19 protein-coding genes are annotated in these 26328 nt (G+C 39.6%); 13 read left to right on the top strand and 6 right to left on the bottom strand.

What is annotated here, in order from left to right; translation table 11 throughout:
• Positions 1–134: 134 nt before the first annotated feature.
• Positions 135–686, bottom strand: coding sequence for a hypothetical protein (locus HXT52_RS03070; protein ID WP_004136106.1), 552 nt, complete (start codon positions 684–686; stop codon positions 135–137).
• Positions 687–765: 79 nt separating this feature from the next.
• On the opposite strand from HXT52_RS03070, the gene HXT52_RS03065 reads away from it, so the two are divergent.
• Positions 766–1476, top strand: coding sequence for a lysophospholipid acyltransferase family protein (locus tag HXT52_RS03065; protein WP_004136107.1), 711 nt, complete (start codon positions 766–768; stop codon positions 1474–1476).
• Positions 1477–1561: 85 nt separating this feature from the next.
• Here the strand turns inward: HXT52_RS03065 and HXT52_RS03060 are convergent, their stop codons facing one another.
• Complete coding sequence (locus HXT52_RS03060) at positions 1562–3775, bottom strand: protein kinase domain-containing protein (protein ID WP_421775680.1); 2214 nt, start codon at positions 3773–3775, stop codon at positions 1562–1564.
• A gap of 107 nt (positions 3776–3882) precedes the next feature.
• Complete coding sequence (locus HXT52_RS03055; RefSeq protein ID WP_421775679.1) at positions 3883–4989, bottom strand: polyprenyl synthetase family protein; 1107 nt, start codon at positions 4987–4989, stop codon at positions 3883–3885.
• A 226-nt stretch (positions 4990–5215) separates the two neighbouring features.
• Here HXT52_RS03055 and HXT52_RS03050 point away from each other — a divergent pair, with 226 nt between their 5' ends.
• From HXT52_RS03050 to HXT52_RS03040, 3 genes are all read left to right on the top strand, one after another.
• Complete coding sequence (locus HXT52_RS03050; RefSeq protein WP_421775678.1) at positions 5216–6106, top strand: hypothetical protein; 891 nt, start codon at positions 5216–5218, stop codon at positions 6104–6106.
• A 106-nt stretch (positions 6107–6212) separates the two neighbouring features.
• The gene (locus tag HXT52_RS03045; RefSeq protein ID WP_421775677.1) at positions 6213–7718 is read left to right on the top strand and encodes an RNA polymerase sigma factor; all 1506 of its coding nucleotides are present in this window, start codon (positions 6213–6215) and stop codon (positions 7716–7718) included.
• A gap of 93 nt (positions 7719–7811) precedes the next feature.
• Positions 7812–10196, top strand: coding sequence for a DNA gyrase subunit B (locus tag HXT52_RS03040; protein WP_421775676.1), 2385 nt, complete (start codon positions 7812–7814; stop codon positions 10194–10196).
• Between the two features lie 163 nt (positions 10197–10359).
• On the opposite strand, the gene HXT52_RS03035 is transcribed toward HXT52_RS03040, so the two are convergent.
• Entirely contained in the window at positions 10360–11469 is a 1110-nt protein-coding gene (locus HXT52_RS03035) for a type II TA system antitoxin MqsA family protein (RefSeq protein WP_419388772.1), read from the bottom strand.
• A gap of 59 nt (positions 11470–11528) precedes the next feature.
• Positions 11529–11936 carry a hypothetical protein gene (locus tag HXT52_RS03030; protein WP_308583194.1) on the bottom strand — a complete coding sequence of 136 codons (408 nt, stop codon included), beginning with the start codon at positions 11934–11936 and terminating at the stop codon, positions 11529–11531.
• A gap of 149 nt (positions 11937–12085) precedes the next feature.
• Between HXT52_RS03030 and HXT52_RS03025 the strand changes: the two genes are divergently transcribed.
• The 8 genes from HXT52_RS03025 (at position 12086) to HXT52_RS02990 (ending at position 22110) form a co-directional block, all read left to right on the top strand.
• Positions 12086–12319 (top strand): DUF3791 domain-containing protein, encoded by a 234-nt coding sequence (locus tag HXT52_RS03025; protein ID WP_116793995.1) that lies wholly within the window; start codon positions 12086–12088, stop codon positions 12317–12319.
• Positions 12320–12333: 14 nt separating this feature from the next.
• On the top strand, positions 12334–12543 hold the full coding sequence (locus tag HXT52_RS03020) for a DUF3791 domain-containing protein (protein WP_004136124.1): 210 nt from the start codon (positions 12334–12336) through the stop codon (positions 12541–12543).
• A 154-nt stretch (positions 12544–12697) separates the two neighbouring features.
• A complete protein-coding gene (locus tag HXT52_RS03015; RefSeq protein WP_419388774.1) occupies positions 12698–14929 on the top strand; it encodes an InlB B-repeat-containing protein in 2232 nt (743 codons plus the stop codon).
• 187 nt (positions 14930–15116) lie between these two features.
• Complete coding sequence (locus HXT52_RS03010; protein ID WP_415682051.1) at positions 15117–16298, top strand: MFS transporter; 1182 nt, start codon at positions 15117–15119, stop codon at positions 16296–16298.
• Between the two features lie 172 nt (positions 16299–16470).
• On the top strand, positions 16471–19035 hold the full coding sequence (locus HXT52_RS03005) for an InlB B-repeat-containing protein (protein ID WP_421775675.1): 2565 nt from the start codon (positions 16471–16473) through the stop codon (positions 19033–19035).
• A 145-nt stretch (positions 19036–19180) separates the two neighbouring features.
• Positions 19181–19438, top strand: a complete 258-nt coding sequence (locus tag HXT52_RS03000) for a hypothetical protein (protein ID WP_004136131.1) — start codon at positions 19181–19183, stop codon at positions 19436–19438.
• A 25-nt stretch (positions 19439–19463) separates the two neighbouring features.
• Positions 19464–19757, top strand: coding sequence for a type II toxin-antitoxin system YafQ family toxin (locus tag HXT52_RS02995; protein ID WP_116794594.1), 294 nt, complete (start codon positions 19464–19466; stop codon positions 19755–19757).
• A 166-nt stretch (positions 19758–19923) separates the two neighbouring features.
• Positions 19924–22110: an InlB B-repeat-containing protein gene (locus HXT52_RS02990; RefSeq protein ID WP_421775674.1), complete on the top strand. Its 2187-nt coding sequence runs from the start codon at positions 19924–19926 to the stop codon at positions 22108–22110.
• A 38-nt stretch (positions 22111–22148) separates the two neighbouring features.
• Here the strand turns inward: HXT52_RS02990 and HXT52_RS02985 are convergent, their stop codons facing one another.
• Positions 22149–24812 carry a DNA gyrase/topoisomerase IV subunit A gene (locus HXT52_RS02985; RefSeq protein ID WP_421775673.1) on the bottom strand — a complete coding sequence of 888 codons (2664 nt, stop codon included), beginning with the start codon at positions 24810–24812 and terminating at the stop codon, positions 22149–22151.
• Between the two features lie 229 nt (positions 24813–25041).
• Between HXT52_RS02985 and HXT52_RS02980 the strand changes: the two genes are divergently transcribed.
• Entirely contained in the window at positions 25042–26298 is a 1257-nt protein-coding gene (locus HXT52_RS02980) for an alkaline phosphatase family protein (RefSeq protein ID WP_421775672.1), read from the top strand.
• Positions 26299–26328 lie beyond the last annotated feature (30 nt).

The raw sequence follows: 26328 nt of genomic DNA, 5'->3' as shown, positions 1-26328 counted from the left end.
AAATAAAAATAAATAAGCTAAAAGTAAAGTAGAAGGCTACATACGTTTTGTATTGGCCTTCTACTTTTTTATTCAAAATACTTTTATGCAATCTATAAAGCGTTTATTTGCAGACATGTTTTTTTATGCTTTTGTTAGACTCTAGCTCCATGTCCATAATCTCTATAATCTTCTTTATAAGGATCTGGTTTTTTACGGCTTAAAAAGATCCCTAATCCGCCTAAAAGCATGAATATTGCGCTTATAATTCCAACAATAGTTGCGAGCGATGGAATAAAAGCACTCAAAATAATACCAGCAATACCAACAGCAAAAACAGTCCATAAAACAAATGTAACTGGAGAAATATCTTCCAACTTTGGATTAGGAGGCACAAAGTCATCGCCATACTCGTCCATAGTCGTATCTACGTCAAGCCAACTTGAGCGAGTATTGTCGCGTGGGCCGCTACTATTTTTTGCAATCAAATAAAAATTATGTGCATTCTCTTTCTTCTTAGCATGCTTTTCAAAACTTTTTGCGTCTAGAGAATTAGAAATATCTTTTAGATCATCCGAATGATCCGCAATAAAATTCAGCCAATCATCTTCAAAATTTTTACTATTCTTTGCATCGTCATTATTTGATGATTGTGACATTCCTTTTCCGTAACGGTGAGGGTCGTTGGTATCCTTAGAAGAAGTCATGAATTATACTCTAGCAAGTGTGCCTGATTCTTGGTGCGCAAATTAGCGGGTGTCTGCTTGCTTGCAGAAAGGATATGCTATGTTGTACTGGTTCTTCGTGAAGGGTCTTGGGGGTATTGCCCGCATGAGGATTCATCCATCAGCAAAAGGCGTTCAAAATGTTCCTAAAAAAGGTGGAGCAATTATTGCAGCAAATCATCTTGCTGTTATTGACGATGCTCTACTTCCTTTAACTTGCCCGCGTATGATTCACTTTATGGGTAAAGCCGAATATTTTGAAGGAAAAGGATTAAAGGGACGTTTTAAGAAGTGGTGGTTTACTTCCGTTGGTGTGTTCCCAGTTGATCGTTCTGGTGGTTCAAAATCTCTCGGTGCTCTAAATCATGCTCGTGAAATTATAGAAAAAGGTCAGCTTTTTGGCATTCACATTGAGGGCACAAGAAGCCCAGACGGAAAACTGTATCGAGGTCATACTGGTGCTGCTCGTCTTGCTCTTGAAACTGGATGTCCAATCATTCCTGTGGCAATTATTGGCACAAGAGATTTGCAGGTTCAAGGTCAGATAATTCCTGCAAAAGGCAAAACGCAGGCAATCTATGGTGAGCCTATTCAAGTAGAGCGTGTAAAAGACGAAAGTGAGATTACTCACGAGCGTCTTCGTGAAATTACTGATCAAATAACGAAAGCAATTCAACAGATGAGCGGTCAAGAGTACGTTGACGAATATGCTCAAACTGTAAAAGAACGAATGCGTCAAGCTGCAAAAGATAATCAAGCTAATAAGCAATAACGTGCACTAATACAAGTTAGTAACAGTTGGAAAGCTGTAAGCCAAGAACCAGTGAAGATAGCAGATACAGTAAGTTAACTGTATCTTAGATTACTGTAAGAGTAATAACAGAAGGATTGCCGTGTGAATCCTTCAAAGGAACTTCGCTACCAGCTCCAGGAGATTGGAACCTAACTACATGCATATAATCTCCAAGAGGAGCCGATATTTTAACCTGTAGACCAAGGCTTTCAATAATCCTACGAGCTTCTGCAGTGTTTTTGCCGCAAACATTTGGTAAGGTAACAGATTTAGGTCCTTTTGAAACAACAACTTTTACGCTGTCTCCCCAGTGCATTTGAGTGCCAGCGTCAACTGAAGCGCTAATAATCCTACCTTTTGCAACAGTATCGCTATTTTCCTCTTCGTACTTTACGTCTAATTTAGCACCACTAAGAGCAACGTCAGCATCATCCTTAGTGTGATTAACAATATCCGGCATTTGAACAGGCATAGGTCCTTTAGAAAGAAGCAAACTAACTTCCTCATTGTGATTCATGCGCGTGCCCGGTTTAGGAGTAATGTCAACAACGCTTCCTTCTGGGACTTCAAGAGAGTAAACGTCGAGTGAAGTTCGATGAATAATATGAGTAAATCCAGCTTTACGAAGTGCTTGCAATGGTTTCTTACCATTACGAGTTTTTGGATTAGTAATATCAGACGGAATTGTAGCTTTTTTAATACCGCGCGAAAGTATAATACGAAGCTTACTATTCGAGTGCTTACTAATGTGACTTCCAACAACATCAGGCACAGTGGCAAGAACTTTCCCTGAATCAACATCGTCACTGTAGTCTTTGGAAACAGTGTAAGGAATTCCAGCAACCTTCAAAGTATGCTCATATTCTTGCCAACTAATATCTTTAACTTTGCAAGCTGCTTGATTTGCGCATCGAAGATCATCCGGCTTAGGAAGCGTCCAGTAGCTGCCAGGGCCTAGGAAGTACCAGAAGCTTCCAATAGCACCAAGAACTAGCACTGCAATAACACTTCCTCCTGCAATAGCAATTACTCGCTTTTTTGAAGATGAATCTTTTTTAGAGTCTGAATTAAAACTTGCAGGATGCAATGTTGGAATTAGTGGATTTATAGAAGTCTTATTGCGATTAAGCTCGTGTGAATCAATTGCAATAGTTGGCATATTGCTGTCGTCAAATTCTTCAAGCGGATTGCTTTGAGAATCAGAGTTAGTATTTTCTTCAGATTCTACAGCGGCAGTGCTTATTGCTTGAGTAGCATCTAAATCGCTTGTAGAATCATCTGAATCTTGAGAATACTTATAATCTTTAGTTTTATTATCGCTATCAGACTTATCAATATCTGTAAGGCGCAGATTATCTAGAGGAGATAATGAGTCGGAATCTTGCTCTTCCTTAACAGCATCAATTTTATATTGCCAGTCTTCAGCACTTAATTGTTTTGAAAGATTTCGCAATTGCGTTAATGCTTCGATAGCATTATCTGGTCGATCGTTCATATCGCGCGCAGTAAGCTTAGATATAAATTGCGCAACTTTTTCGTTAATATCTGGGCACGCGGTTTTTATTGAAGGAGTGTTTTCGTGAACATGCTTAAACACTAGCGTTACAGGATTGTCTGCAGTAAAAGGAACTCTTCCCGCAAGCATTTCCCATGCCATCATTCCAGCAGAATATAAATCACCTTGAGGTGTTGCAAGATTGTTCTCAATAAGTTCTGGAGCAAGATAAGCTGCCGTTCCAAGCAATAATCCGGTAGAAGAAAGAGTTGCTTGGGATATTGCGCGAGCCAAACCAAAATCAGTAATCTGCACGTGACCGCGATCATTAATCAAAATATTTTCAGGCTTAATATCTCTGTGCACGACTCCAGCTTGGTGGGCGGAAGCAAGACCGTCTAAAGTTTCAGCCAACAAGCGTAAGGTATCGCGAACACTAAAAGTGCCTTGCATGTTCATTTCGTAGCGCAAATTAACGCCGTGCACATACTCCATAACAAGATAATCAAGACCGTCGTATTCGCCAGTGTCATAAACTTGAACAATATGCGGGTTTGCTATAGCTGCTGCAGAAGTTGCTTCTCTGCGGAATCTAGCAATAAACTGCTGACGATGTACTCCTTGAGCAAGCTGAGTGTGCATTATTTTAATTGCGACAGGCCTATCGAGACGCTCATCCTGCGCCTGGTACACCGTAGCCATACCACCTTGAGCAATTTTACGCACAATACGATAGCGATTTTCAATGCACATTCCAGGCTGAACCTGAGTAGCTTCATCCATTGTCACAATCCTTATACGCGTAAACCTTGCTTACTATTTACAAGCCTACGTATGATTTTACAAGTAACGTAGTAAGTATGGTTGCTTTCGATAGTTACACTCAAATACTATTGTACATTACGCCATGCTTCAGGTATAAAACGTTCGCTTATATTGCGAAGTATTGCTTTACCGCTGCTACTTAGAGGACTTTCATCAATTGAATTATTTGACTTCTGCCAAAGATTCATAATACGCTGTTTTGAACGTTCAATAGCTCCCGAAGTATGGTAGATTTGTATTATTTTTTCAACGTCGCTTTCACTGCGTTCTTCGCTTGTATAAGCTTTCGTTAGTATTTCTTTTTCTTGGTCACTGCCGTATTGCAACGCGTCTGCAAGTAGCACAGCACGTTTTCCTTCGCGAATATCTCCACCAATAGGTTTTCCTGTAAGCTTGCTATCTGAAACAATGTCAAGCAAATCGTCAGCAAGCTGGAAAGCAATCCCAAGAGGATCTCCAATAGAATTAGCAAGATTATAAGCATCGTTTGGATTCATTGATGCAGCAAGAAAACCAAGTGTTAAAGGAGCAATAGTCGTATAACTTGCTGTTTTCCACCTAAACACATTAAGAGAAGATTGTGCAAGCTCAGATGGATTATCAAGTTGCATCATTTCAATAGACAAATCCAAAACTTGACCAATACCTACATTTCGTTGCATTGAAGCAAAAGCTTGAAGTAATTCTTCACTATAAGTAAAATATTTCGCCGAATTTCTAGTAATATCAAAGCTTTCTGTAGCAAGCAAATCACCAAGCATAAGGCCAAGCCCTGATCCTATGTGCTTGTTGTTACACACAGAACTCAATGCACAATATGCACTCGGTTTTCCACGTCTTAAAGCTGACTCGTCAATAATGTCGTCATGAATTAATGCTGCGGTTTGAAATACTTCTAAAGCACAAGCAATATCGAATAAAGCTTTATCTTGAATTTTACTCGTAGTTTTTTCGCTAGAAGCAGCATTATAAGCACTTATAGTAAGTAGAGCTCTAAGACGTTTACCGCCTTCGCTAGAAACGATAGCTTGCTTTATTACCTGCTGTAAAGTTGTTTTACAGGTTGAAGAAAGATTATTTTCGGCGCTTGTGCAAAATTGTTGCGAAATTAAATACGCAATTCGAGATTCAATAGCAGCAAGATTGCAAGTATCGTCCGTTAAAGTGCTCATATTATGAAAGTTATCCACAGGGCTGAACAAGTAAAACACAATAGTTTACACGATTTAATGAGCTTATAACCGTTGCAATCGTTTTTTATTGAATACTATTTCGCATATTGAGAAACTTACACATATCAAGAATTACGCTCGTAAAACTTGATTTAGTAATAAAAAATTATGAGCAAATATATAAATGTATATGTGCAATACACATTAATGAAGGGGAGTAATTGTTATGGCAGTAGCAAGTGTTGATTTAGAAGAGAAGATTTCGAATAGTTGCATTGATGATTTTGATACTCAAAGCATATTGGAAGTTTATGGTGAAAGCGCTGATCTTTGCGATGATTCAATAGATTTTGTTGGATTGGATAATTTTACTAGTTTTGCTGGCCAAGAGATTTCGGACATTAAAGGAAAAATATATCCTTCAAAAGAATGTAGCTTCTTTATGACATTCTCAAAAGAATATGCGTATTTTAATTGTGACGAAAATTCGCAATGGGTTAAAGGCATACAGCATTGGATTCCAACAGTTTCAAAATCTTTTATTCAAAACGCGAATATAAACGGTAAAGAAAGCGCTGTTAGAAATACTGCATGTGTTGCTTTCGTACGATGGTGCGACATGTTTCTACACGACAAGAAAATGTTCGGATATGATTTAGTAAATCTTGCTATTGGAATGTTCCACAATATTAACGTCCGCGACGCAATGCTTATATCTATTTTAGATGAAAATCAAGAATGGTATGACGACAATGCTCTAGCAGAATTCGCATGGTATCCGCACACGCCTATGGTGTCAGATAGATTACGTCAATTTTTAGAAGCTAAGTTTATTCAAACAAGCAAAAAGCCGAATATAAAAAGAGCAATAACAGCATGCAGAGTGCTACAAGTTATGGCATTTGCTACACAAAGTATACCGGAGCTAACAGTGCAAATTTACGCACTTTTAGCCTATATTAGCTGGTGGTTTAGGCTAGGTAACGTTAAAAAATATACTGAGCGAGCATTGAGTATAGATAGTGATTGTACAATGGCAAAAATTGTTGAAGGAGCTTATGAAAATAAGCTTGAACCAGCCTGGATATCAGAATGCGCCACGCCGCAAGAAAAATAAGGGGGAATAATCGTCGTGCTTAAATGGTTTACTACTTAAGGTAAAACTTGCCCTTGCTTGAACTATGCCTATATGCGCTGCAAGGGGATACTACAGGAGGAACAGTTTGACGAGCGAAGTTGAATCATCAGCTGATCAGAGCGAAGAGCAAGATGGTAATAAGCCTGTAAAAGCACGTAAAACAAGCACTGCACGACAAAGTCGCGCTCGCACTTCGTCTGCTGCTAGTAAAACGCGTAGTTCTCGTTCAAAAAAAGTAGTTGAAAATCAAACTGATACTGAGTTAGGTTTGAGCGAAGTTGAATCTGAAGTTGAAGCAGAAGTTCGCAACAATAGTGATAACAGTATCGATAATGCTCAAAATGATGCTATAGAAGATGGTGATTCATTAGTTATTGACGATTCATTAGACGACGCTCATCTTGACGATGAGGATCAAATGAATTTGGAAGATTTGGATGATATTCATCCGGAAGATATAGCTGATGTTGATGATCTTGGAGATGTTGATGTAGATGTTGATAGCGATCTTGAAGATGATGTAGATGATCTTGAAGATGTTGAAGACAATGATCAACATAAGCATGATGTTCCTCAAGTTCCACAGGCTAAGGGCGCATTTATTGTTCGAGATGACGATGATGACGATAATCTAACTCCTTCCGGAAATCCTAAGCGTCGAGTTATTGCTACAGGAGCTACTGCTGACCCTGTTAAGGATTATTTGAAGCAGATTGGCCGCGTGAGCTTGCTGAACGCTGAGCAGGAAGTTGATTTGTCGGAACGTATTGAGGCTGGCTTGTACGCTCAGCATTTACTCGATACCGAGATTGACAATATGGAATTTAAGCGCAAGCGCGAACTTAAGTGGGCTGCGGCAGACGGTAAGAAAGCTAAAGATCATCTTTTGGAAGCAAACTTGCGTCTTGTTGTTTCTCTTGCTAAGCGCTATACCGGTCGAGGAATGCTTTTCCTTGATTTGATTCAGGAAGGTAATCTTGGTTTAATCCGAGCTGTAGAAAAGTTCGATTGGAAGAAGGGCTTTAAGTTCTCCACTTACGCAACATGGTGGATTCGCCAAGCAATCACTCGCGCTATGGCAGATCAGGCTCGTACAATTCGAGTTCCAGTGCACATGGTGGAAGTTATTAATAAGCTTTCTAGAGTTCAGCGTCAAATGCTTCAAGACTTGGGTCGCGAGCCTACGCCAGATGAGCTTGCGCGCGAGCTTGATATGCCAGTTGAAAAGGTGCAGGAAGTACAAAAGTATGGGCGTGAGCCTATTTCTTTGCATACACCTTTGGGTGAAGATGGCGATTCTGAGTTCGGAGATTTGATTGAGGATACCGACGCAATCGCACCATCTGATGCTGTAGCATTCTCTCTTTTGCAAGAGCAGTTCAGGCAGGTTCTTGAAACATTAGCTCCTCGGGAGGCTGGTGTTATTAAAATGCGCTACGGTTTGGAAGATGGTCAGCCTAAGACTTTGGATGATATTGGTCGCGTTTATGGCGTTACTCGTGAGCGTATTCGCCAGATTGAGTCCAAGACAATGTCTAAGTTGCGTCATCCTTCTAGATCGCAAACTTTGCGTGACTTCTTAGATCAGTGATTTTGTAACGTTATATTGCAAAAGTGTCGTGTTTCTACTTTAGTTAAGATGCGACACTTATTGCTTAATAGTTAGCTTATATAAGGGGTAGAAGTGGTCTCTAAAGAGCAAGAGCAATATGATGCCGACAGTTTGACAGTGCTAGAAGGCTTGGATGCTGTAAGAAAGCGTCCAGGCATGTATATTGGCACTACAGACAGCCAAGGATTAATGCATTGCCTCTGGGAGATTATTGATAATGCGGTTGACGAGGCTTTGGCTGGAGCTTGTGACCATATTGTTGTTACTCTTCACGATGATGGCTCTATTGAAGTTGCAGATAACGGTCGTGGCATTCCAGTAGACGTTGAACCTAAAACAAAGCTCACTGGTGTTGAAGTCGTTTTAACTAAACTTCACGCTGGAGCAAAGTTTGGTAACGCTTCTTATAATGCTGCAGGCGGTTTGCACGGCGTTGGCTCTTCTGTTGTAAACGCTTTAAGTTTACGTTTGGATGTTGAAGTTGATAGAGACGGTAAAACGCATCATATGGCATTCCATCAAGGGCATCCTGGTGTTTATAGTGATGCGGATCCGGAACATCCATCTCCAGCATCTCCGTTTAAGCGCACGCGCAAAAATAAGCCTACTGAGCTTGAAATTATTGGCACTGTTTCGCCAAAAACTACCGGAACTCGTGTACGCTATTGGGCGGATCCAGAAATCTTCAATTCTACTGCTCATTTTAGCTATGAGCAGCTTATTGCTCGCGTGCGTCAAACAAGTTTCCTAGTTCCTGGCTTAAAAATTACTGTTATTGACGAGCATGTTCCTGAAGGTGAATCTGCAAATATTGAAGAAATTGATTCTCCTGAAGATAATGTTGCAGAAGATAATGTTGCAGAAAATAATATTCTTGAAAATCAGTCTGATAATAGCGATGACTCTGTGGCTGAATTTGAAGAATTAGAATCTGAAACAACATTAGAAAATGAAGATAAGTCTGAAGATGAGACTGAAAATATAGCGACTGAAAATTCTGAATCTGAAGAATCAACAGCACAATCTATTGCAAATGCTGAGTCTGCTAACTCAATGCAAAATAAGCATCACCCTCGCGTGATTGAGTTTTTGCATAATGGTGGCGTTAAAGATTTCGTTGATTTTCTTTCAAAAGGTGAAGCAGTATCCGATATTTGGCGTATTTCTGGCGAAGATACGTATGTAGAAGAAACGCAAGCCGTTGATTCTGCAGGAGATTTACACGCGCAGCAGGTAACTAGAAAATGCGGTGTTGACATTGCAATGCGCTGGGTAAACGGCTACGATTCAACGATTATTAGTTTCGTAAACGTTGTTGAAACTCCTGGCGGAGGCATGCATGTTGACGGATTTATGCAGGGATTAACTAAGCAGATTCGTAAAGCCGTGGAAGATAATGCTAGAAAGCTTAAAGTAAATCTTAAAGACGCCAACACAAAAATTGAGCGCGACGACATTATGGCAGGCTTGGTAGCAGTCGTAACTGTTCGAATTGCTGAACCTCAATTCCAAGGTCAAACTAAGGATGTTCTTGGAACTGCTCAAGTTAAGCCAATAGTTATGAAAATGACTGACGCTCAATTTGGCGAAATGATTACCGGTTCTAAGCGAGGTTTTAAAGAGCAGTCTTCTAGAGTTTTGGAAAAAATAGTTTCCGAAATGCATGCGCGTATTCAGGCGCGTAAAACTAAGGAAGTTACCCGCAGAAAGAACGCTCTTGAGTCTGCTTCAATGCCGCCGAAACTTTCTGACTGCCAGCCTGGAAACGACGATGTTGCAGAACTTTTCATCGTCGAGGGCGATTCTGCACTTGGCACTGCAAAAGCTGCTCGAAATTCTGCTTTCCAAGCGCTTCTTCCAATTCGCGGTAAGATTTTGAACGTGCAAAAAGCAAGTCTTGCACAAATGCTTTCCAACAAAGAGTGCGCTGCAATTATTCAGGTTGTTGGAGCAGGATCTGGCGCAAGTTTTGATATTTCGCAAGCGCGTTATAACAAGATTGTTATGATGACCGATGCAGATGTTGACGGCGCACACATTCGTATTTTGCTGCTAACGCTGTTCTACCGTTATATGCGTCCGCTTATTGAGCACGGTCACGTTTATGCTGCAGTGCCGCCTCTTCACAGAATTGCGCTCGCTGGAAAGCGCAAGGGCGAGTATATTTACACGTATTCCGACGACGAGTTGGCTGGAAAGCTAGATGATTTGCAAGCTAAGGGCATTGATTTTAACAGTGATATTCAGCGCTACAAGGGCTTGGGTGAAATGGATGCGGATCAGCTTGCAGACACAACTATGGATCCTAGAACGCGCATGCTTCGAAGAATTCGCATGGAGGATGCTCAGCAGGCTAGTGAAGTGTTCGATTTGTTGATGGGCGATGACGTTCCTCCGCGCAAACAGTTTATTGTTGATAATGCGGATGACTTTGATCGTTCCAAAATCGATACCTGATTTTGCTATATAAACACTTTTTTGATAAGTGAAACTGAATTATTAATTACACGTGAATTACTTACGAGTATTGATTACGCGTAAATTACTTACACAAAATCCTCCTGTCTAGTGAATTGCTGCAGGAGGATTTTTTATGTGGACTATTTATTTAGTTATTTAGTTATTTACTAGCAAACATATCTTTTGCATACTGGTGAATGTCATCTGGATTTATCATATTGTATTTTTCTTTTATTTTCGTAAAGTATTCGCCAATTATATTTTTGCTGATTATTTTATTTGATGAATCATCAGCTTTTAGATTGCCGCGAGTAAGTATCCAAGGCTCCTCATGATGCGTAAATCGTTCAAGTTCTTTACCGCTGTAGCAGCAAATATTATCAATAACGCTATCGCATATTGCTTTTTCAGTAGCAGATAGTGTAGTTGTTAGTTCTGCTGTAAGTCTTGTGATATCGCTTTTTTGAGCGTATTTGTAATCAGCTAATTTTCCTGATGATTTAATTCCTGATATTTCTGTTGTTGGCGAATCGATTGGTGTAAAAGTGTAGTCTTTATAGCGCAAATAGACGTCTTTATACACAGGTCCATGAACCCATGCTTGACAATCATCGGTAAATAAGAACGATTTATAGAATGCAAAGTAAAAACCTTGTATATAGTACAATGATTTTTGCAAAGCAAGGGGAGTAATGTCCTCACATTTTACGAGCAAGTATTGTATTACATAGTTTATTTTGTTGCTTGAATCTGTGTTAATAGAGCCGTTATTGCTTGAAGAATTGTTGGACTTAAGCAATAGTTTTTGAGTTGCCTTGTAGCTTTTTTCGTAGCTAAGTGCGGATTTCAGATTATTTTTATTACTGATTAATAATTGTAAGTAATATTCCGGGTCATTATAAATGCGTTGCAAAATGTCAGAATATTGTTTTGAGGGGATGTCTCCGTCTGCAAATCTAGAAAATGTCTGTTCTCCCCAGCCAAGTAGCAGCGAAAGTGGTCGTTTACCTATTGAGTATTTAGTAGGTATTTCGTTGATTTTATCAAGTGGAATAATATTGTTTTCTTTACGATACTCGTCATACAATGCTCGAAGATTTGCGTCGATAATTTCTGGTACATATACGGCAGAATCGCATTCTTTGCAGTGTGCCTCTGTGCCGGTGTAGGAATATTGTTTTCCTTTAATAGATGCAGTCATTGGAATGGATTTTGTTGAGTACTCAACTTCATTCCTGCATTCTTCGCAAAATGTTTTATTATCTTTCATTATGAGCCTTTTATTGAGAATTAGCAGATTTATTATTTTTTTTTGAGTTGTTTATTAGATTATTTAAATAAATAATCTATCTGTTTATTTGCTTTATGAAATGAAATAACAACTGTTCTATTTTGCTGAGAAATAGTAATGATATTAAACTTCGTGTAAATGTTTACCATCTCACATTTACCTACGTGTGATAGTTTTACGCGTGGTGCGAATACGTAAAGCGTTTCATATTCATAGCCTCTTTTTTTGTTTTTTAACGAATGACAAAAATCTTCCACTTCTATGTTGAGAAGTATATTTTTTTGAATATCTGATCGTATGTTGTATTCTCGAATGAAGTTTATGTTTTCCTGACGATTTTCGTTTAATGAGATGGTAAAGCGGTCATTTTTTATGCAATCTTTTATCTTTGCGAGTATTGCTGAAATTTCTTCTTTTGTGTAATTCTGATTATAGTTCTTGTTCATATACCACCTCCACTCTTATGATACAAAAAATAAGTGCATTCATCAAGAAAAACGCATCTATTGATGCATAAATAATTGCACATGCATTTTAGAATAAAATTTATTAGCCTTATTAATGTTCTTGGCTTGTTTTTATGCTTTAAGATGATATGCAAGAAGTCTTCGATAGAGATAATCTTGATTTTGCAATATTTTGTATTGAAAATGTTGCTAAGAAACTTAATCAAAACCCTCGTGATACGTATGATGCTTTAACTAAGAAAAGTAATATTCTTATGTCTTATATTGTTTCATCTTATGATGCTTTACATACTCAAGGCAAAGAGTATATTACAAACGACATTATTTCCTTCATGCGCGAAAAAGGTGTGGCAAGTTTTTAGGGGAGTGATGGATTTTGAAGGCGAATCCTGTTTTGTTGCAAAAGAAGTATGCGAGGGTTGTAAGTCTTCTGGCTGAGCGTGCTGGGTTGAGCTATGAGCAGGCGCTTGACGTGTTTTACCATTCTGTTACTTACGATTTGATGCGTAATGGCATTTCGGATATGCATTGCATGAGTGATGAATATTTAGTGCAAGATCTGGTAGAAAAAATGCATGAATGTTAATGATTCTGATGCGTTTTTTAATTCATAATTTTGTATATACATTATACAGAATTATGGTATATTGGTTAGTGTGGTTGCATTCTTAGGATGAGATTGCAGCTGTGTGATTTTTATTTTATAAGTTTTTTAAATTTGTTTATTTTGCGAGGAAGAAATGAACAAGAGAACTGTGCTCGTTTTGTCGACGACGATGATGAGTATTGCTACTGCTGCTTGCGCTTTTTGCGTTTCGCAGACTGCGAATGCGGCTGAGAAAAGCGTTACTAACGTTGAAAGTGCTGTTGCAACAACAAAATCTTCAACCCCCCCCCCAGTTGCAAATAGCACTTTTACAAATACTGGTGCTTCTAACGAAAGTAGCCTAAAAACTGAAGATTACTCAAAGAAGAGTGAAGATTCTGGAATTTCTGAAAATGGTGATGCAAAGGCTGCAGAACCTACGAATAGTAGCGCAAAGACTGAAGTGAGCTCGAAAACAAGTGCCGAGATTAAGAATGAGACTGGGGCTAATGATAAGCCTGAATCCAAGTCTGAGACTATTGAGAAGAATGATGTAAAGTCTGAGTCGAAAGAAGATTCATCTTCTTCAACAATTTATAATCAAATGTTTTTGGCAAGTACTGGTAAGCCAGCTCCTATTCAAAATCCTGCAACACAGACAACTGAGCTTAAGGTTAGTCTTTGTTGGGAAACCATGAACGGTGATAATAACAATGCGCTAGTTAAATCTGATAGCGATTTTGGTCAACTGAATTTTGTGAATTGGGATTTTGGTTCCACGCTGGACGCAAGTAGACAAGACGTGAAAGACGCGTTTTCAAAGATTAAGTTTCAGATAGTAGATACAACAGATAACAACAAGGTAGTAGCAACGACTACTGGCACTTATGATGCTACTACTGCTACTAGTGCAACCAAAAGCTTGGGCAGTTATGATTCAAGCCATACTTACGAAGTGTCAGTAGTAAATAGCACAATTCCAAGCCCGTATTATGTGACCTATAATAACGTTTCTGCAGATGAAGGTGATGAATTTACACCTAGTGTTAGCAACTTTACGTGGACTCCAGCTAACGGGTCTAATAAAACTTATCAAAACAAATATTTTCGACTAAACGCATTGGAAATTGTTTATGCGAAGGATGAGTCTGTGGCGGACAAGTGCTTCTCGTATGAACAGCCTAAAAAGGAAAATGGTGACTATCGATCTGATGGTGATTGGAAGTTTACTTATAACAATGACAATATTTTTAAGCGCCTTCGTGTAGATAATAATGCTATTCAATTCCCTAAGGATAAAGATGGCAATCTTATACATCCTGTTAAAGCAGGTTTTAAGTTTGCTGGCTGGCAGTTCTATGTTGCTAGAAAGACAAACGGCATAGCATACACATCGTATGACCGTATGAGTGATGATGATAAAAAAATCATTAATAGCACAACCGTTGCTTACGTACCGTTTAATGCTCAGACTATTACCTACCCATATCTATTTGCTGTGCTTAGGGATAACAAGGGTGTAAATACGTTTGGCAGTAAACTCGGTACGCAGTATTGCTCTACAAATCACACCTTTGTTGTGTTCCCTAAGTGGGAAGTTGCTGGTTATACAGTTACTTTTATGAATGGGAATACTCAATATAAACAAGTAAAAGTGCAAGAAAACAACTCTATTGATAGTGATGAGTGGACTGACCAGTCTATGCCTCAAGATCCTACGAAAGATGGGTTTACTTTTAAAGGATGGAATACTCAAGCTGATGGATTGGGTTCAAAGTTCCTTGCTAGCACTAAGGTGAGTGGCGATTTAACAGTTTACTCCATTTTTAAGGATTATCCGCCGGTTATTACAGTGCAGAATAAGACGATTACCGAGGGGGATTCGCTTGATTTAAATAGTCTTGTTGTGTCTGCAACCGATCAAGAAGATGGAGACTTAAAAAATAAGGTTCAGATTACCAATAATGGCGGTTTTGATAATAGTAAAGTTGGTTCGTATAAGATTACGTTTAGTGTAACAGATAAAGGTGGTGCTAGTGCAACAGCAGCTGCCACAGTGACCGTTACTAAGAAGCCAACACCTCCAACTCCGCCAGCTCCTACGCCGGAACTTGAACCGGAGCCAACGCCAACTTTGGAGCCGGACATTAATTGGGATGATATTCCGAATATAGATTTGACTCCAGATCAAGAACCTGAGTCAACTCCTGTTCCTGTTGCTCCAGCTCCTTCGCAGCCAGAGCCGGAAGTTAAGCACGTTGTTAAGAATCTTCCTAAAACCGGTTCAACAGCAACCCCGGTTCTCGCTTCCGCAATTGCTTCGCTTTTCGCCGGTTTAGCCGGTTTTGCTGAATCATTTGCTGCAACTCGTAAGCGCAGAAACTAGTTATAAGTTGTAAGTAATACGTAGTTTTAATTGCTTACGTTTTAATAATTAAGGCTTCTGTTTTATGTTTAACGCATAAGCAGAAGCCTTATTTTTCGTCACGCGATATGCTGTTAATGCTTATTGGGCTACACTTGTTTGGTGAGTTGTTTTGTAAATACATATTGACTAAGGTTGGGGAATTTTTATGGTTAACATTCTTCTTGCTGTTATTTATCTTGCTTTTATTAGCTTGGGTTTGCCGGATGCTCTTCTTGGAGCTGCGTGGCCTACGATGAGTCACGATGTTGGCGCGCAAATTTCTTGGGCTGGTGGAATATCAATGGTTATTTCTGCAGGAACAATTGTTTCTGCGCTGCTATCTAATAGGCTTACGCATAAGTTTGGCCCCGGGAAGGTTACGCTTATTTCAGTTGCTTTAACAGCTTTAGCGTTACTAGGTTTTTCTTTTGCGCCTAATTATCTTGTGCTTATTTTTCTAGCTATACCGTACGGTTTGGGTGCAGGAGGAGTGGACGCGGCTCTTAATAATTATGTTGCAGTGCATTATGAAAGCTGGCACATGAGCTGGCTTCACTGCATGTGGGGAATTGGAGCTTCTCTAGGTCCTTACGTTATGGGTTTTGCGCTTTCTCACGGCCGGCGTTGGCCTGCAGGGTATCAGTATATTGCTGTTATACAAATTGTTTTAACTCTTGTGCTGTTTATAAGTTTGCCACTGTGGAAAAATAATAATAAAAAGGCAGAGCCGCATAATCTTACTGAGGTAAAGAAACAATCTTCTGGAATGCTATCTTACAAGGAAGTTTTGCTTATTCCTGGAGCTAAAAATATTCTTATTATGTTCTTTTGCTATTGTGCTTTGGAACAAACTGCAGGATTATGGGCTAGTAGTTACATGGTTTTGCATGGAGGAGTTGGCCGTGTTGTTGCAGCTGGTTGGGCAAGCTTGTTTTATGTTGGTATTACGGTTGGTCGTTTTGTAAGTGGATTTCTTACTATGCGTTTTAACGATGCAACAATGATTCGTATTGGGCAGTGCGTTATGCTTGTTGGCATTCTGGTATTGTTGCTGCCTTTGCCGAATCATATTGAGCTTATTGCAGGATTTGTAATTATTGGGCTTGGTTGTGCTCCGGTGTATCCGTGTATTATTCACTCAACTCCGCAATATTTCGGTGCAGATAAGTCGCAAGCGATTGTTGGCATGCAAATGGCAAGTGCATATATTGGATCTATGGTAATGCCTGCGATTTTTGGAATAATTGCGCAGAATGTTTCTATGGTTCTGCTTCCGGTTTATTTGCTTATTCTTCTTGCTGTAATGACTTTTATGCACGTGCGTCTGCTTCGAACTTGCGAAAGTTGAGCGTGAAAGTATTTGCGTGTGCGTTTAAGTTTAAGCTTTTATAATTTTGTATATAAATTATACCGAATTGTGGTATATTGGTTAGTGTGGTTGCATTCTTAGGATGAGATTGCAGCTGTGTGATTTTTATTTTATAAGTTTTTTAAATTTGTTTATTTTATAAGAGGGAAAAATGAACAAGAGAACTGTGCTTGTTTTATCGACTACGATGATGAGTATTGCTACTGCCGCTTGCGCTTTTTGCATGGCACAGAGCGCGAATGCGGCTGAAAATGTTACAAGTGCGTCTGCTGTTGTGAATGCTAATTCTAATGTTTCGAATCCGGGATTTTCTGACGGGGGGGGGTATCCTTCTGCTAAAAATCCTGATAATGGTAAGGGTGATGCTAGTTCCAATGATGCTGCGCTTTCCAAGGGTTATGACAATTCCAAGAATGTTACGCTTTCGAAGAATGATTCTAATTTCAAGGATGATGCTGGTGCCAAGAATGTTGATTCTTCGAAGAATGATGTAAATTCTAGTAATGCGAACATTCCTAACAATGCTGCTGCAAATAATAATGTAAAAGATGATAGTTCTGCAAACGATTCGTCTGATGTAAAGAAAAGCAAAGTAGCTGTATACAAGTCGGCTCAGTCTGCAAAAGAAGTATCAAAAGAAGATAAAGCGGCAGAAGAGTCCACAAATAGTGGCGAGAAGAAAAACGAAGTTAAGCTTAACGAATATGGCAAATACGATTTTACTACTGATGAGAATGTAACCAATCCGTTCCCGAATGTTATTACGCCTGATGAAGTAAAAGAGTTGCAGGATAAAACAACGTCCGCATATCCTTTCCCGCTTATTGTTAAAAGTTTTTATACTCCTGCTGGTAAAGAGTTTAAAGTTGTGAATGGAAAACCTGTAGGGGACACTCAAGAATTTACGTATACAATCCAGAATAAATATCATGATATGCTTGGTCGCATTGATAATTACATTTTTATCCCTCGTGCCGAAAAAGCGTACGGTGGTGAGGGTGAGATACGTCCATATAAATCTTCTCGTGAGTTTAGGAATAATGATGGATCTCTAAGCTTTGATTATAGTAAAGCTCCTGATACGGTGATACCATACACGCTTGAAATAAATGGGAAATTTATTGGTAAAGACCTTACAACAAAAACGCCTTTTGAATATTACATGCATAGAAATCAAACCTTTGTGCATATGACAATGTACGGTCGCAAAGATGATGAAATTATTTATGGAAATCAATCTCTTAATTATGAGGGTTCAAGTGTTGCCCCGGGATTATTTGTATTTATACCAGAGTGTGGCGCGCAGTTTCATTTTGTAGATGATTTACAATATCGCAATGTTGCACGTATTGAAGGTACTGGTGAACTTTCTCAGCGTAGTGATGGTGAAACTGACAAGTTCTCTACTAAATCGTTTACCAAGCTAAATATAACTGATTTGCAAAATTATAAAAATGTGTATAATGTAAAGTTTTGCAATAACGCTATTGCAAATTATTTTATTCCTCTTCTAAGCTACGAAGGCGACCCAAAGAAAGATATTGTTGAACGCCCAACGATGGAAGAACTTAAAAACACTAACATCCCTGGTTATTTGTATTACAGTAACGACATTGATACTCCTGAAGGTGGCACATTCACCAAGGAAAATACCAAGAAATTTGGCAACTACGACTATGGTATTGTTCGAGATAAGGATGATAATCAAGTAACCACAAAGCACTATTATGTGACTTTTAGGCCGATTCCTACGCAGCTTGTGGTGCAGTACAAAGATTCGCAAAACAAGATTGAGAGTGGTAAGAAGTATGCTATTTATTCTGGAAATACTCTTGTAAGTAATACTCTTACTTCATCTTCTAATACTCCAACAGCTCCTACAAAAGATGCACTTCAAAAGATGATCACAGACAAAAACACGGCTTTGCTTCCTGAGGCGGCTGGCTATATTTCTGGCAACGATGTGTATCTTGCTCCAGGAAACTATACTGTGAATCCAACTGCTGATGCTCCAGAGAACTATGAGTGGGTTGCTGATTCAAAAGATATTGCTAATTCTTCCACTAGTGTGAACTTTAGTATTGGAGTAAATAAAAGCGATACGGATTCTACTCAAAAAGTTGTTACTTTTGTGTTGAGAAGAAAGATTGCTGTAGTCAAATTTATAAATGATGATGAAAATAATCCGTATGCAACTGTGAAAGTTCAGCAAGGTCTTTCTATTAGTGGCGATTCTTTAACTGACCAGTCGATGCCGCCTGATCCTACGAAGCCTGGTTTTACTTTTAACGGTTGGTTTACTGGGAAAGATGGTAAAGGTACTAAGTTCACTGGAAATACTACTGTTAGTAGCAGTATTTCTGTGTATAGTTCATATACGTCTAAACCTCCAACACCTCCAACGCCGGCTGGTGATAAGCCGAATCCAGTCCCGAAACCAAAGCCTATTCCAAAACCTGAGCCAGAAGCAGAGCCAGTTCCTGAATTGCCGGTTCCTGTTGCTCCAGCTCCGATTCTGACGCCTGCTGAGCCTGAGTTCGAACCTGAGTCCGCTCCAGCTCTTTCGCAACCGGAGCAACCGGAAGCTAAGCGCGTTGTTAAAAGTCTTCCACAAACTGGTTCAACCGCAACTTCAGTTCTTGCTTCCGCAATTGCCTCGCTTTTTGCTGGGCTTGTGGCATTGGTAGCAGACTTAAAGCATCTCCGAAAAAATTAAAAATAGTTAATTATTTATGTTGATGCAAGTTAAGTAATTGAGTAGTATTACTAAGTAAAATTACTTAGTAATACTACTTAGTAATTATATAGTTTGTAAATTGATGGCTTTATTGTTTGCGTTATCAATTGGGGAGGAAGATTAAATGCCTAATCAAGATACTGTTACATGCTCGTTTGTTATGGATCGCAATATTTACAACCAGTATAAGCATGTAGTTAAATTACGCGGAGATAATGTAAAAAACAATTTAGTTAAATATATGCAATCGGTTATTAAATATGATATTCCTAATGCGGATACTATTGAAGCTATTGAGGAAGTAAAACAGCTTAAGGCTAATCCTAATAAAAAAACTTACGGTTCATTTGCTGAACTTTTGCAAGATATTGACAATGATTGACCGTAGCGATAATCACGAGATGTCTATGAGCGTTTATAAGAAATATCGTATTGCGCGCTCGCGCGTGTTTAAAAAAGATTTGAAGCTGGCTATTAAACGTGGATATAACATTAGTTTGATTGAAGAAGTTGTTGATATTCTTGCGTCGGGCGTGAGCCTTCCTGAAAAATATAAGGATCATAAACTAACTGGTAATTATGATGGTTGCCGAGAATGTCATATAACTCCTGATTGGTTGCTCGTTTATGAGATTGCAGATGATGAACTTATATTATATTTGACTCGAACCGGCACTCATTCTGATTTGTTTGGCAAATAGTAATTGCTAATTTGTGAGCTTGGCCACATTTTTGTTACGAATTGAGTTGTAAGTTGTAGAATATCTGATGGTTCAATGCTATTAAATACCTGAATTATATTTGTTTTAGTGTTGATTCCGTTATTTTTCTAAAGATTATAGAAGATTTGGTTTTGTAAGAGGAAAAATGAGTAAGAGAACTAACATAATTTTGACTAGCACTATGATGGGTATTGCTACTGCTGCTTGTGCTTTCTGTATGGCGCAAAGTGCGAATGCTGCCGAAACTTCAACTGCTTCTGGTGTTACTACGACTGTAAATTCTTCTAAAGCAGGTTCTAATACAGAAACTTCTAATACAGCAACATCTTCTAACGAAGGTTCTTCTGACGTAACTTCTTCTGAAGTAACTTCTAATACACACAATGGGGGGGCTGCTTTAGATAGCACTTCCGCAAAACCTTCTGTAAATACTGTACCTTCCAAGTCTAGCGAAACTGCAAAAACTGCTGAAACCACAAAATCTACTAAATCTACTAAATCTGCTAAAGCTTCTGAATCTGTAACTGATGCTGAAAATTCTGAAAATGCTAGACTTACACAAACTCTTATAGATGTAAGCAATACTGATCTTCAAACAAATAATCGTGAAGATAGAAGCGTACATGCATCTGCAGAATCTGTATCAGCATCAACTGATTCGGGTACTACAGATGATGCATCTTTAACCTGGACGCGCGAAGACTTTAACATTTCTGCCGATGGTAAAACTATTGGAGGCAGGAAAGATGTTCATTATCCGGATACCGGTCAAACGGTAAATGAATATGTAGATGGACTTAGCGAAAAGGGCAAGGAAAAGCTTAAGAAGAATCATCACATTGTTATTCCTGAAGGCATTGAAGTTATTCATGAGTGTGCTTTTACTGGACACGCAAAACAAGTTGGGAATAAGCAGCATGAACATATTGACGGCGAAACCTATATTGAAGGCGTAACGCTTCCGCAATCTCTTAAAATCATCGAATACGGTGCGTTTGGCTGGAACAAAATTAAGGGTACCGTTATTATTCCAAAAAATGTCATTTCAATACATAGCGCAGCATTTGTTGCTAATGAAATTGAAAAAGTGGTGTTTGAAGGCGTGCTTGATGGCAAGGGCAAAGAGCACGCTACGGATACTGCGCCGTATTATCTTGCTGGAGTTGGCGAAAAGGCATTTCAGGGTAATAAAATTTCTGAAATTGTCGTAAAAGATAATTTAGGAAAGTATAAATTATACCCATCTAATAATCCACAAAAAAGCGATTCTGTATTCGATAACCAGAATCCAGGAACTTTCACTATTGAAGTAGGTGACGAATACAAGCGCCCTATTACAATCACGCAAGAAAACTCTAATCATGCAATTAGTGTTATGGAGGGTTTTGCCGAGAATGGAACTCCTACACTTATTGCTCAATCTTCATACTTTAAGAAAAACGCTGATGGCAAGTATATAGCAGTAAAAACTGGAACGCTTGACGGTCAGTGTATGTTTTACGATACGATTAATGGGCAGTTTAGGATAATTGGTATTTCGCACTTTACTTACAACATTATTCCTAAGGCTAAGATTTATACCGTAACATTTGTGAATGGAACCGATCAAAACTATGCAAAAGTGCAGGTAAAAGAGAATAAATCCATAAAGGATAAAAGCGTTGCAGGTCAGGTTATGCCGGCTAATCCTTCTAAGGATGGTTATACATTTAGAGGTTGGAGTACGGATAAGACTGGTAAAGATAAAACCAAGGAATTTAGTGCTGCCACCTCAGTAACAGGCGACATAACAGTTTATGCTATTTATACTCCTACGCCAGCTGTGCTCAATGCAGCGCCAACTCTTATTGTGCAGGGTAAAACCATTACCGAGGGAGACCCTCTTGATCTAAGGTCACTTATTGTGTCTGCAACTGATCCAGAAGATGGAGACTTAAAAAATAAGGTTCAGATTACAAATAATGGCGGTTTTGATAATAGTAAAGTTGGTTCTTATGTTATTTCGTTTAGCGTAACGGACAATGGCGGTGCTACTGCAACAGCATCTGCCGCAGTAACTGTTACTAAGAAGCCAACGCCACCGACCCCACCAGCTCCTGCGCCAGAACCGGAGTCAACTCCAACTCCTGTTCCAGAACCTGAGTCCGCTCCAGCTCCTTCACAGCCGGAGCAACCGGAAGCTAAGCGCGTTATTAAGCATCTTCCTCAAACTGGCTCTTCAGTAGCTACGGTAATAAATTATTTGTTTGCATTTGTGACTGCAGGAATTTTTGCACTTGTAGAAGCTAGAAAATCACTTCGCAGATATTCCAAACATGCTCGCAAAAACTAGCTCTAAAAAAGTGTAAAACTAGCGCAGCAAAAACATTACTACCCAATGTGCGCAATTGGGGAAACAAGCTCGGTTCCCGAAGCGTCTCTTCGCATGTCTGGCTTAGGTAGCTCCACGCGACTTCCTCTATCTGTTACTGCATGCAGTGGATAATACCCAACGTATGCATGAATAAGAGTATTTTGCCCCTTAAGGAATCGTTGCGAGCGCACGCCGCCAGTTCCGCGGCCCTTTGTTGGGTACATGTCGAAAGGTGTAAGTTTTGCAGCACCGTTTTCTGTTCCAGGAAGAGCATCGCTGTCGCCAGCAACTGTGAATACTACTGTTCCTGTAGCGCAGAATAGTCCATTTTCGCCTTCTTCATAATGCCATTCAATGTCTTGCTCTGGCACTACTGCAAAGCTTGCAACTTTTGCACCTTCAGCTAGGCGAATTCCAGCCATTCCTCCTGCTGTACGTCCTTGTGGACGAACTTGTTTTGCGTCGAAGGTAAGAAGTGACGAATCTGTGCTAATAAACACAAGTCTGTCATTGTCTTTAGCTGGGGCTGCGGCAATAACAGCATCGTCATCTTTCAAATCAATTATGCTCCACGAGTCCATAGTTGTTGGAGCTTCGCAGTTCCAACGTTTTACTACGCCGTTTATAGTTCCAATCGCAAGTGGGGTAGGAGATTCGGAATTTTCTAATACTATTGCTGTAACTACACGTTCTCCTCTTACTGGATCTGTGCTTTGTGTAGATGTTAACAATTCTTGTGCTTTTACGCCTTTGGTTAATTCAGAAGTTTTTCCTTCTTCGTAGTTTATCTGCGGTAAATCAGCAACATGCGCTAATACTAGGCGTCCAGCGGAAGTAATAAGAGCGTAGCTTGCTCGAGTTGTTGTTTTAAACATTGTTGAGCAAGGAGTGTTAAAAACGTTTTCGTTGTGAGACTTCCAGCGTTCGAATGTTTCTACGTCGGTTCTCGCAATGAAACCGGAAGCACTTAATGCAACTGCACAAGGTTCGTCGCTTAATTGCAAAGCTGCGTAAGCTGCATCATTCTCTCCAGATTTACGTGCAGCGTTAGCGGCAGCAGCCAAGTCTGCTTGAGTTGAAGTAAGTTTATTAGCGGATTGTACTGCTTTAATTGCAACGTCTTCGCTATCTTTGCTAATGCTTGTTTCAACAGGAACAAAACTGCCGTCTTCGTTTTCGTCTAGAAGAATTGTTCTTCGTGGAGTATCCCACTGTTTAACAGCAGAATCCATATCTGCTATTACTACTCGGTCAAGTTTTGCGTCAGAGCTTAAGATTTGATTAAGTTCGTCAATTTTTTTAAGTAAATCGTCGCGTTCTGCTTCAAGCTCAATTCGGCTCATTTTTGTAAGTCTGCGAAGGCGCAAATCAAGAATATATTGTGCTTGAATTTCGTCAAGATCAAAAACTTTGATTAACTTGGTTTTTGCACTATCCGCGTCTTCAGAAGATCGAATAACTTGAATAACCTCATCAATATCAAGCAGGGCAAGTAGCAAGCCGTCAACTAAGTGTAGACGCTCTTGTGCTTTCGTACGCCTAAACTCACTGCGTCTTCTAACAACTGTTCTGCGGTGTGCAATCCAAACGTCTAAAAGCTCACGCAATCCCATTGTGTGTGGTCTTCCGTCAACTAATGCAACATTGTTAATGGTGAAGCTTTCTTGAAGAGGAGTGTGCTTAAAAAGTTGCGCAAGAACTGCGTTAGGGTCAAAGCCTGTTTTTATTTCAATAACAAGACGAGTGCCGTTGTGTCGGTCGGTTAAATCAATAGCACCCGAAATTCCATCGAGTTTACGAGCTTTAACACCTTGAGAAATACGCTCAAGAACACGCTCAGGTCCAACCATAAACGGAAGCTCGGTAACAATAATCGCTTTTTTGCGAGCGGTAATATTTTCAATATGCGTTGTGGAACGCGTTGTAAACGCTCCGCGACCAGTTTCGTAAGCTTCACGAATACCGCTTCTGCCAATAATAATTCCTCCGCCCGGCCAGTCTGGTCCTGGAACGAGTTTCATAAGATCGTCCAATGTGGCTTCAGGATGTTTCATAACATATTTTGCTGCAGAAACTACTTCGCCTAAATTATGCGTTGCCATGTTTGTTGCCATGCCAACAGCAATGCCGGAAGCTCCGTTTACAAGAAGATTTGGAATAGCAGATGGCAGTACAGTAGGCTCTTTAAGCTTGTTGTCGTAGTTTGGCGCAAAATCAACAGTATCTTCGTTAATATCCGCGTTCATTCCAAGAGCTGCAGGAGCTAAACGTGCTTCCGTGTAGCGGGAAGCTGCAGGGCCGTCGTCAAGAGAACCAAAGTTACCGTGTCCGTCAACAAGAGGTAAACGTAGTGAGAACGACTGTGCTAATCGAACCATTGCCTCATAAATAGCAGAATCGCCGTGAGGATGCAGCTTACCCATTACTTCACCAACAACGCGAGCAGACTTCATGTAAGCGTGATCAGGGCTTAAATTCATGTTGCCCATTTGGTAAATGATGCGTCGCTGGACAGGCTTCATGCCGTCTCTTGCATCTGGAAGAGCACGCGCGTAAATAACAGAATAAGCGTATTCAAGGAATGATTTGCTCATTTCTTCATTCAATGGTGTTTCAACAATATGCTCTTTGACTTTTCTTGGGTCGAAAGCTTGTTGTGTTGAGTGACGGCGTGAAGGCATATCTAGAACTCCTTGAATGACATTACGGCTCTCAATGTTACCAATTTCTATGCACAAACTGTAAGTATTTTCTTAATATTGTTAATAAAAGTAGGTTTATTTGCTGAATATTTGTTACTAATTTAGTATTTTTTATTTTGCTAGAATGATTTTGCTCTCTCAGTATTAGCTCTTAGTAGTGGCTAGCAGTAGTAGATTGTGGTTCTATATAAGTGGTTCAATAGTGTATATGAGTGTTGATGTGCCATCTAAAAAAGAATTGCTGCAGTTTGTAGGCAATATTACTTATGGAGATTTTTCCAGCTCAAGTTTGCAAGATTATTCGCATGATTCTTGCTATGAGCAAAGCAGCGGAGCTTTCCATCTTTCATCAGTTTTACCAGCTTTAAGCGATGCAATTGGCGCTCCTATAAGTACTAAAGTGCATGAAAATCCAGCTTTTTTGCGCGAAAGTCTTGGTTTTCCTAAAGTAAAATCTGCAATTGTTGTTTTAGTTGATGGATTGGGATACTGGAATATTCTAATGCGTCAAGGTCATGCGCCATATTTGCGTTCTCTTTTAAATGAGCCTAAAAATCAGCGTCCTATTAAATCTTGTATTCCAAGCACAACTGTTGCTGCAATGGCAACGTTTGGCACAGGCACATGCCCAGGTCTTACTTGCATGACTGGCTATACTCAAAAAAATGCTCAAACTGGAAAGCTTGCTCAACTTATTCAATTTAAGGATGCTCCAAATCCTCTGGAATTGCAGCAGCAGCCAACAGTGTTTGAAAGCTTAGTTTCTAAAGGTTTTCGTGCAGATAGTATTAGTTTGCCTAAGTTTGAAAATTCCCCACTTACTCAAGCTGCTTTTCGTGGAGCTACTTATATTACTGCTGGAACTCCTAGAGCTAGAATCATGAAAGCTGCTAATACTACTAAAACTCCGGGATTAACTTATTTGTATTTAAGAGATACGGATAAGGTTGGGCATAATTATGGATGGGATTCCGAGCATTGGGTTGCCGCTTTTGAGCAGGTTGATTCGCAGTTGCGTTTGTTGCAGCGAAATTGTGCTAAAGGCACTTTGATTGTTATTACTGCCGACCACGGTATGATTCAGTCTGACCCTAACTCTCGTATTGATATTGCTAAAAGTGAAGAGTTAATGCGCGGAGTTGAACTGGTTGGTGGAGAACCTCGCTCTGTTATGCTTTATGCAAATAAAAACACTAATCCCGAAGATATTATTGAAAGATGGCGCAAAATTATTGGTGAAAATGCGCTTATTCGCAGCAAAAAGCAAGCTATTTTAGACGGTGTTTTTGGCAAGGTTGACCCGCGCGCAGAATCTGTTCTTGGCGACGTTCTAGTTCAGGCTCGTAACGCTTTTACTATTGTCGATTCTAGAACTCAAACAGAAAAAGCTATGAGCTTACCAAGTGTTCACGGGTCAATGACTCACATGGAAATGGATATTCCATGTCTTATTGATTTAGTGTGAATTTTTTAGCGTAAATTTCGTAGTGAAAAA

Source organism: Gardnerella sp. KA00288 (assembly GCF_049244085.1).
GTDB classification, from domain to species: Bacteria; Actinomycetota; Actinomycetes; order Actinomycetales; family Bifidobacteriaceae; genus Bifidobacterium; species Bifidobacterium greenwoodii.
Note: the sequence above shows the minus strand (reverse complement) of the source record. Positions and strands in the feature narration are given on the sequence as shown.

Bases quoted from the DNA above. Each gene is read 5' to 3' on its own strand.
- HXT52_RS03030 (WP_308583194.1), bottom strand. From the start codon at position 11,936: ATGAACAAGAACTATAATCAGAATTACACAAAAGAAGAAATTTCAGCA.
- HXT52_RS03025 (WP_116793995.1), top strand. From the start codon at position 12,086: ATGCAAGAAGTCTTCGATAGAGATAATCTTGATTTTGCAATATTTTGT.
- HXT52_RS03055 (WP_421775679.1), bottom strand. From the start codon at position 4,989: ATGAGCACTTTAACGGACGATACTTGCAATCTTGCTGCTATTGAATCT.
- HXT52_RS03010 (WP_415682051.1), top strand. From the start codon at position 15,117: ATGGTTAACATTCTTCTTGCTGTTATTTATCTTGCTTTTATTAGCTTG.
- HXT52_RS03035 (WP_419388772.1), bottom strand. From the start codon at position 11,469: ATGAAAGATAATAAAACATTTTGCGAAGAATGCAGGAATGAAGTTGAG.
- HXT52_RS02985 (WP_421775673.1), bottom strand. From the start codon at position 24,812: ATGCCTTCACGCCGTCACTCAACACAACAAGCTTTCGACCCAAGAAAA.
- HXT52_RS02995 (WP_116794594.1), top strand. From the start codon at position 19,464: ATGAGCGTTTATAAGAAATATCGTATTGCGCGCTCGCGCGTGTTTAAA.
- HXT52_RS03005 (WP_421775675.1), top strand. From the start codon at position 16,471: ATGAACAAGAGAACTGTGCTTGTTTTATCGACTACGATGATGAGTATT.
- HXT52_RS03065 (WP_004136107.1), top strand. From the start codon at position 766: ATGTTGTACTGGTTCTTCGTGAAGGGTCTTGGGGGTATTGCCCGCATG.
- HXT52_RS03070 (WP_004136106.1), bottom strand. From the start codon at position 686: ATGACTTCTTCTAAGGATACCAACGACCCTCACCGTTACGGAAAAGGA.
- HXT52_RS03015 (WP_419388774.1), top strand. From the start codon at position 12,698: ATGAACAAGAGAACTGTGCTCGTTTTGTCGACGACGATGATGAGTATT.
- HXT52_RS02990 (WP_421775674.1), top strand. From the start codon at position 19,924: ATGAGTAAGAGAACTAACATAATTTTGACTAGCACTATGATGGGTATT.
- HXT52_RS02980 (WP_421775672.1), top strand. From the start codon at position 25,042: ATGAGTGTTGATGTGCCATCTAAAAAAGAATTGCTGCAGTTTGTAGGC.
- HXT52_RS03060 (WP_421775680.1), bottom strand. From the start codon at position 3,775: ATGGATGAAGCTACTCAGGTTCAGCCTGGAATGTGCATTGAAAATCGC.
- HXT52_RS03050 (WP_421775678.1), top strand. From the start codon at position 5,216: ATGGCAGTAGCAAGTGTTGATTTAGAAGAGAAGATTTCGAATAGTTGC.
- HXT52_RS03000 (WP_004136131.1), top strand. From the start codon at position 19,181: ATGCCTAATCAAGATACTGTTACATGCTCGTTTGTTATGGATCGCAAT.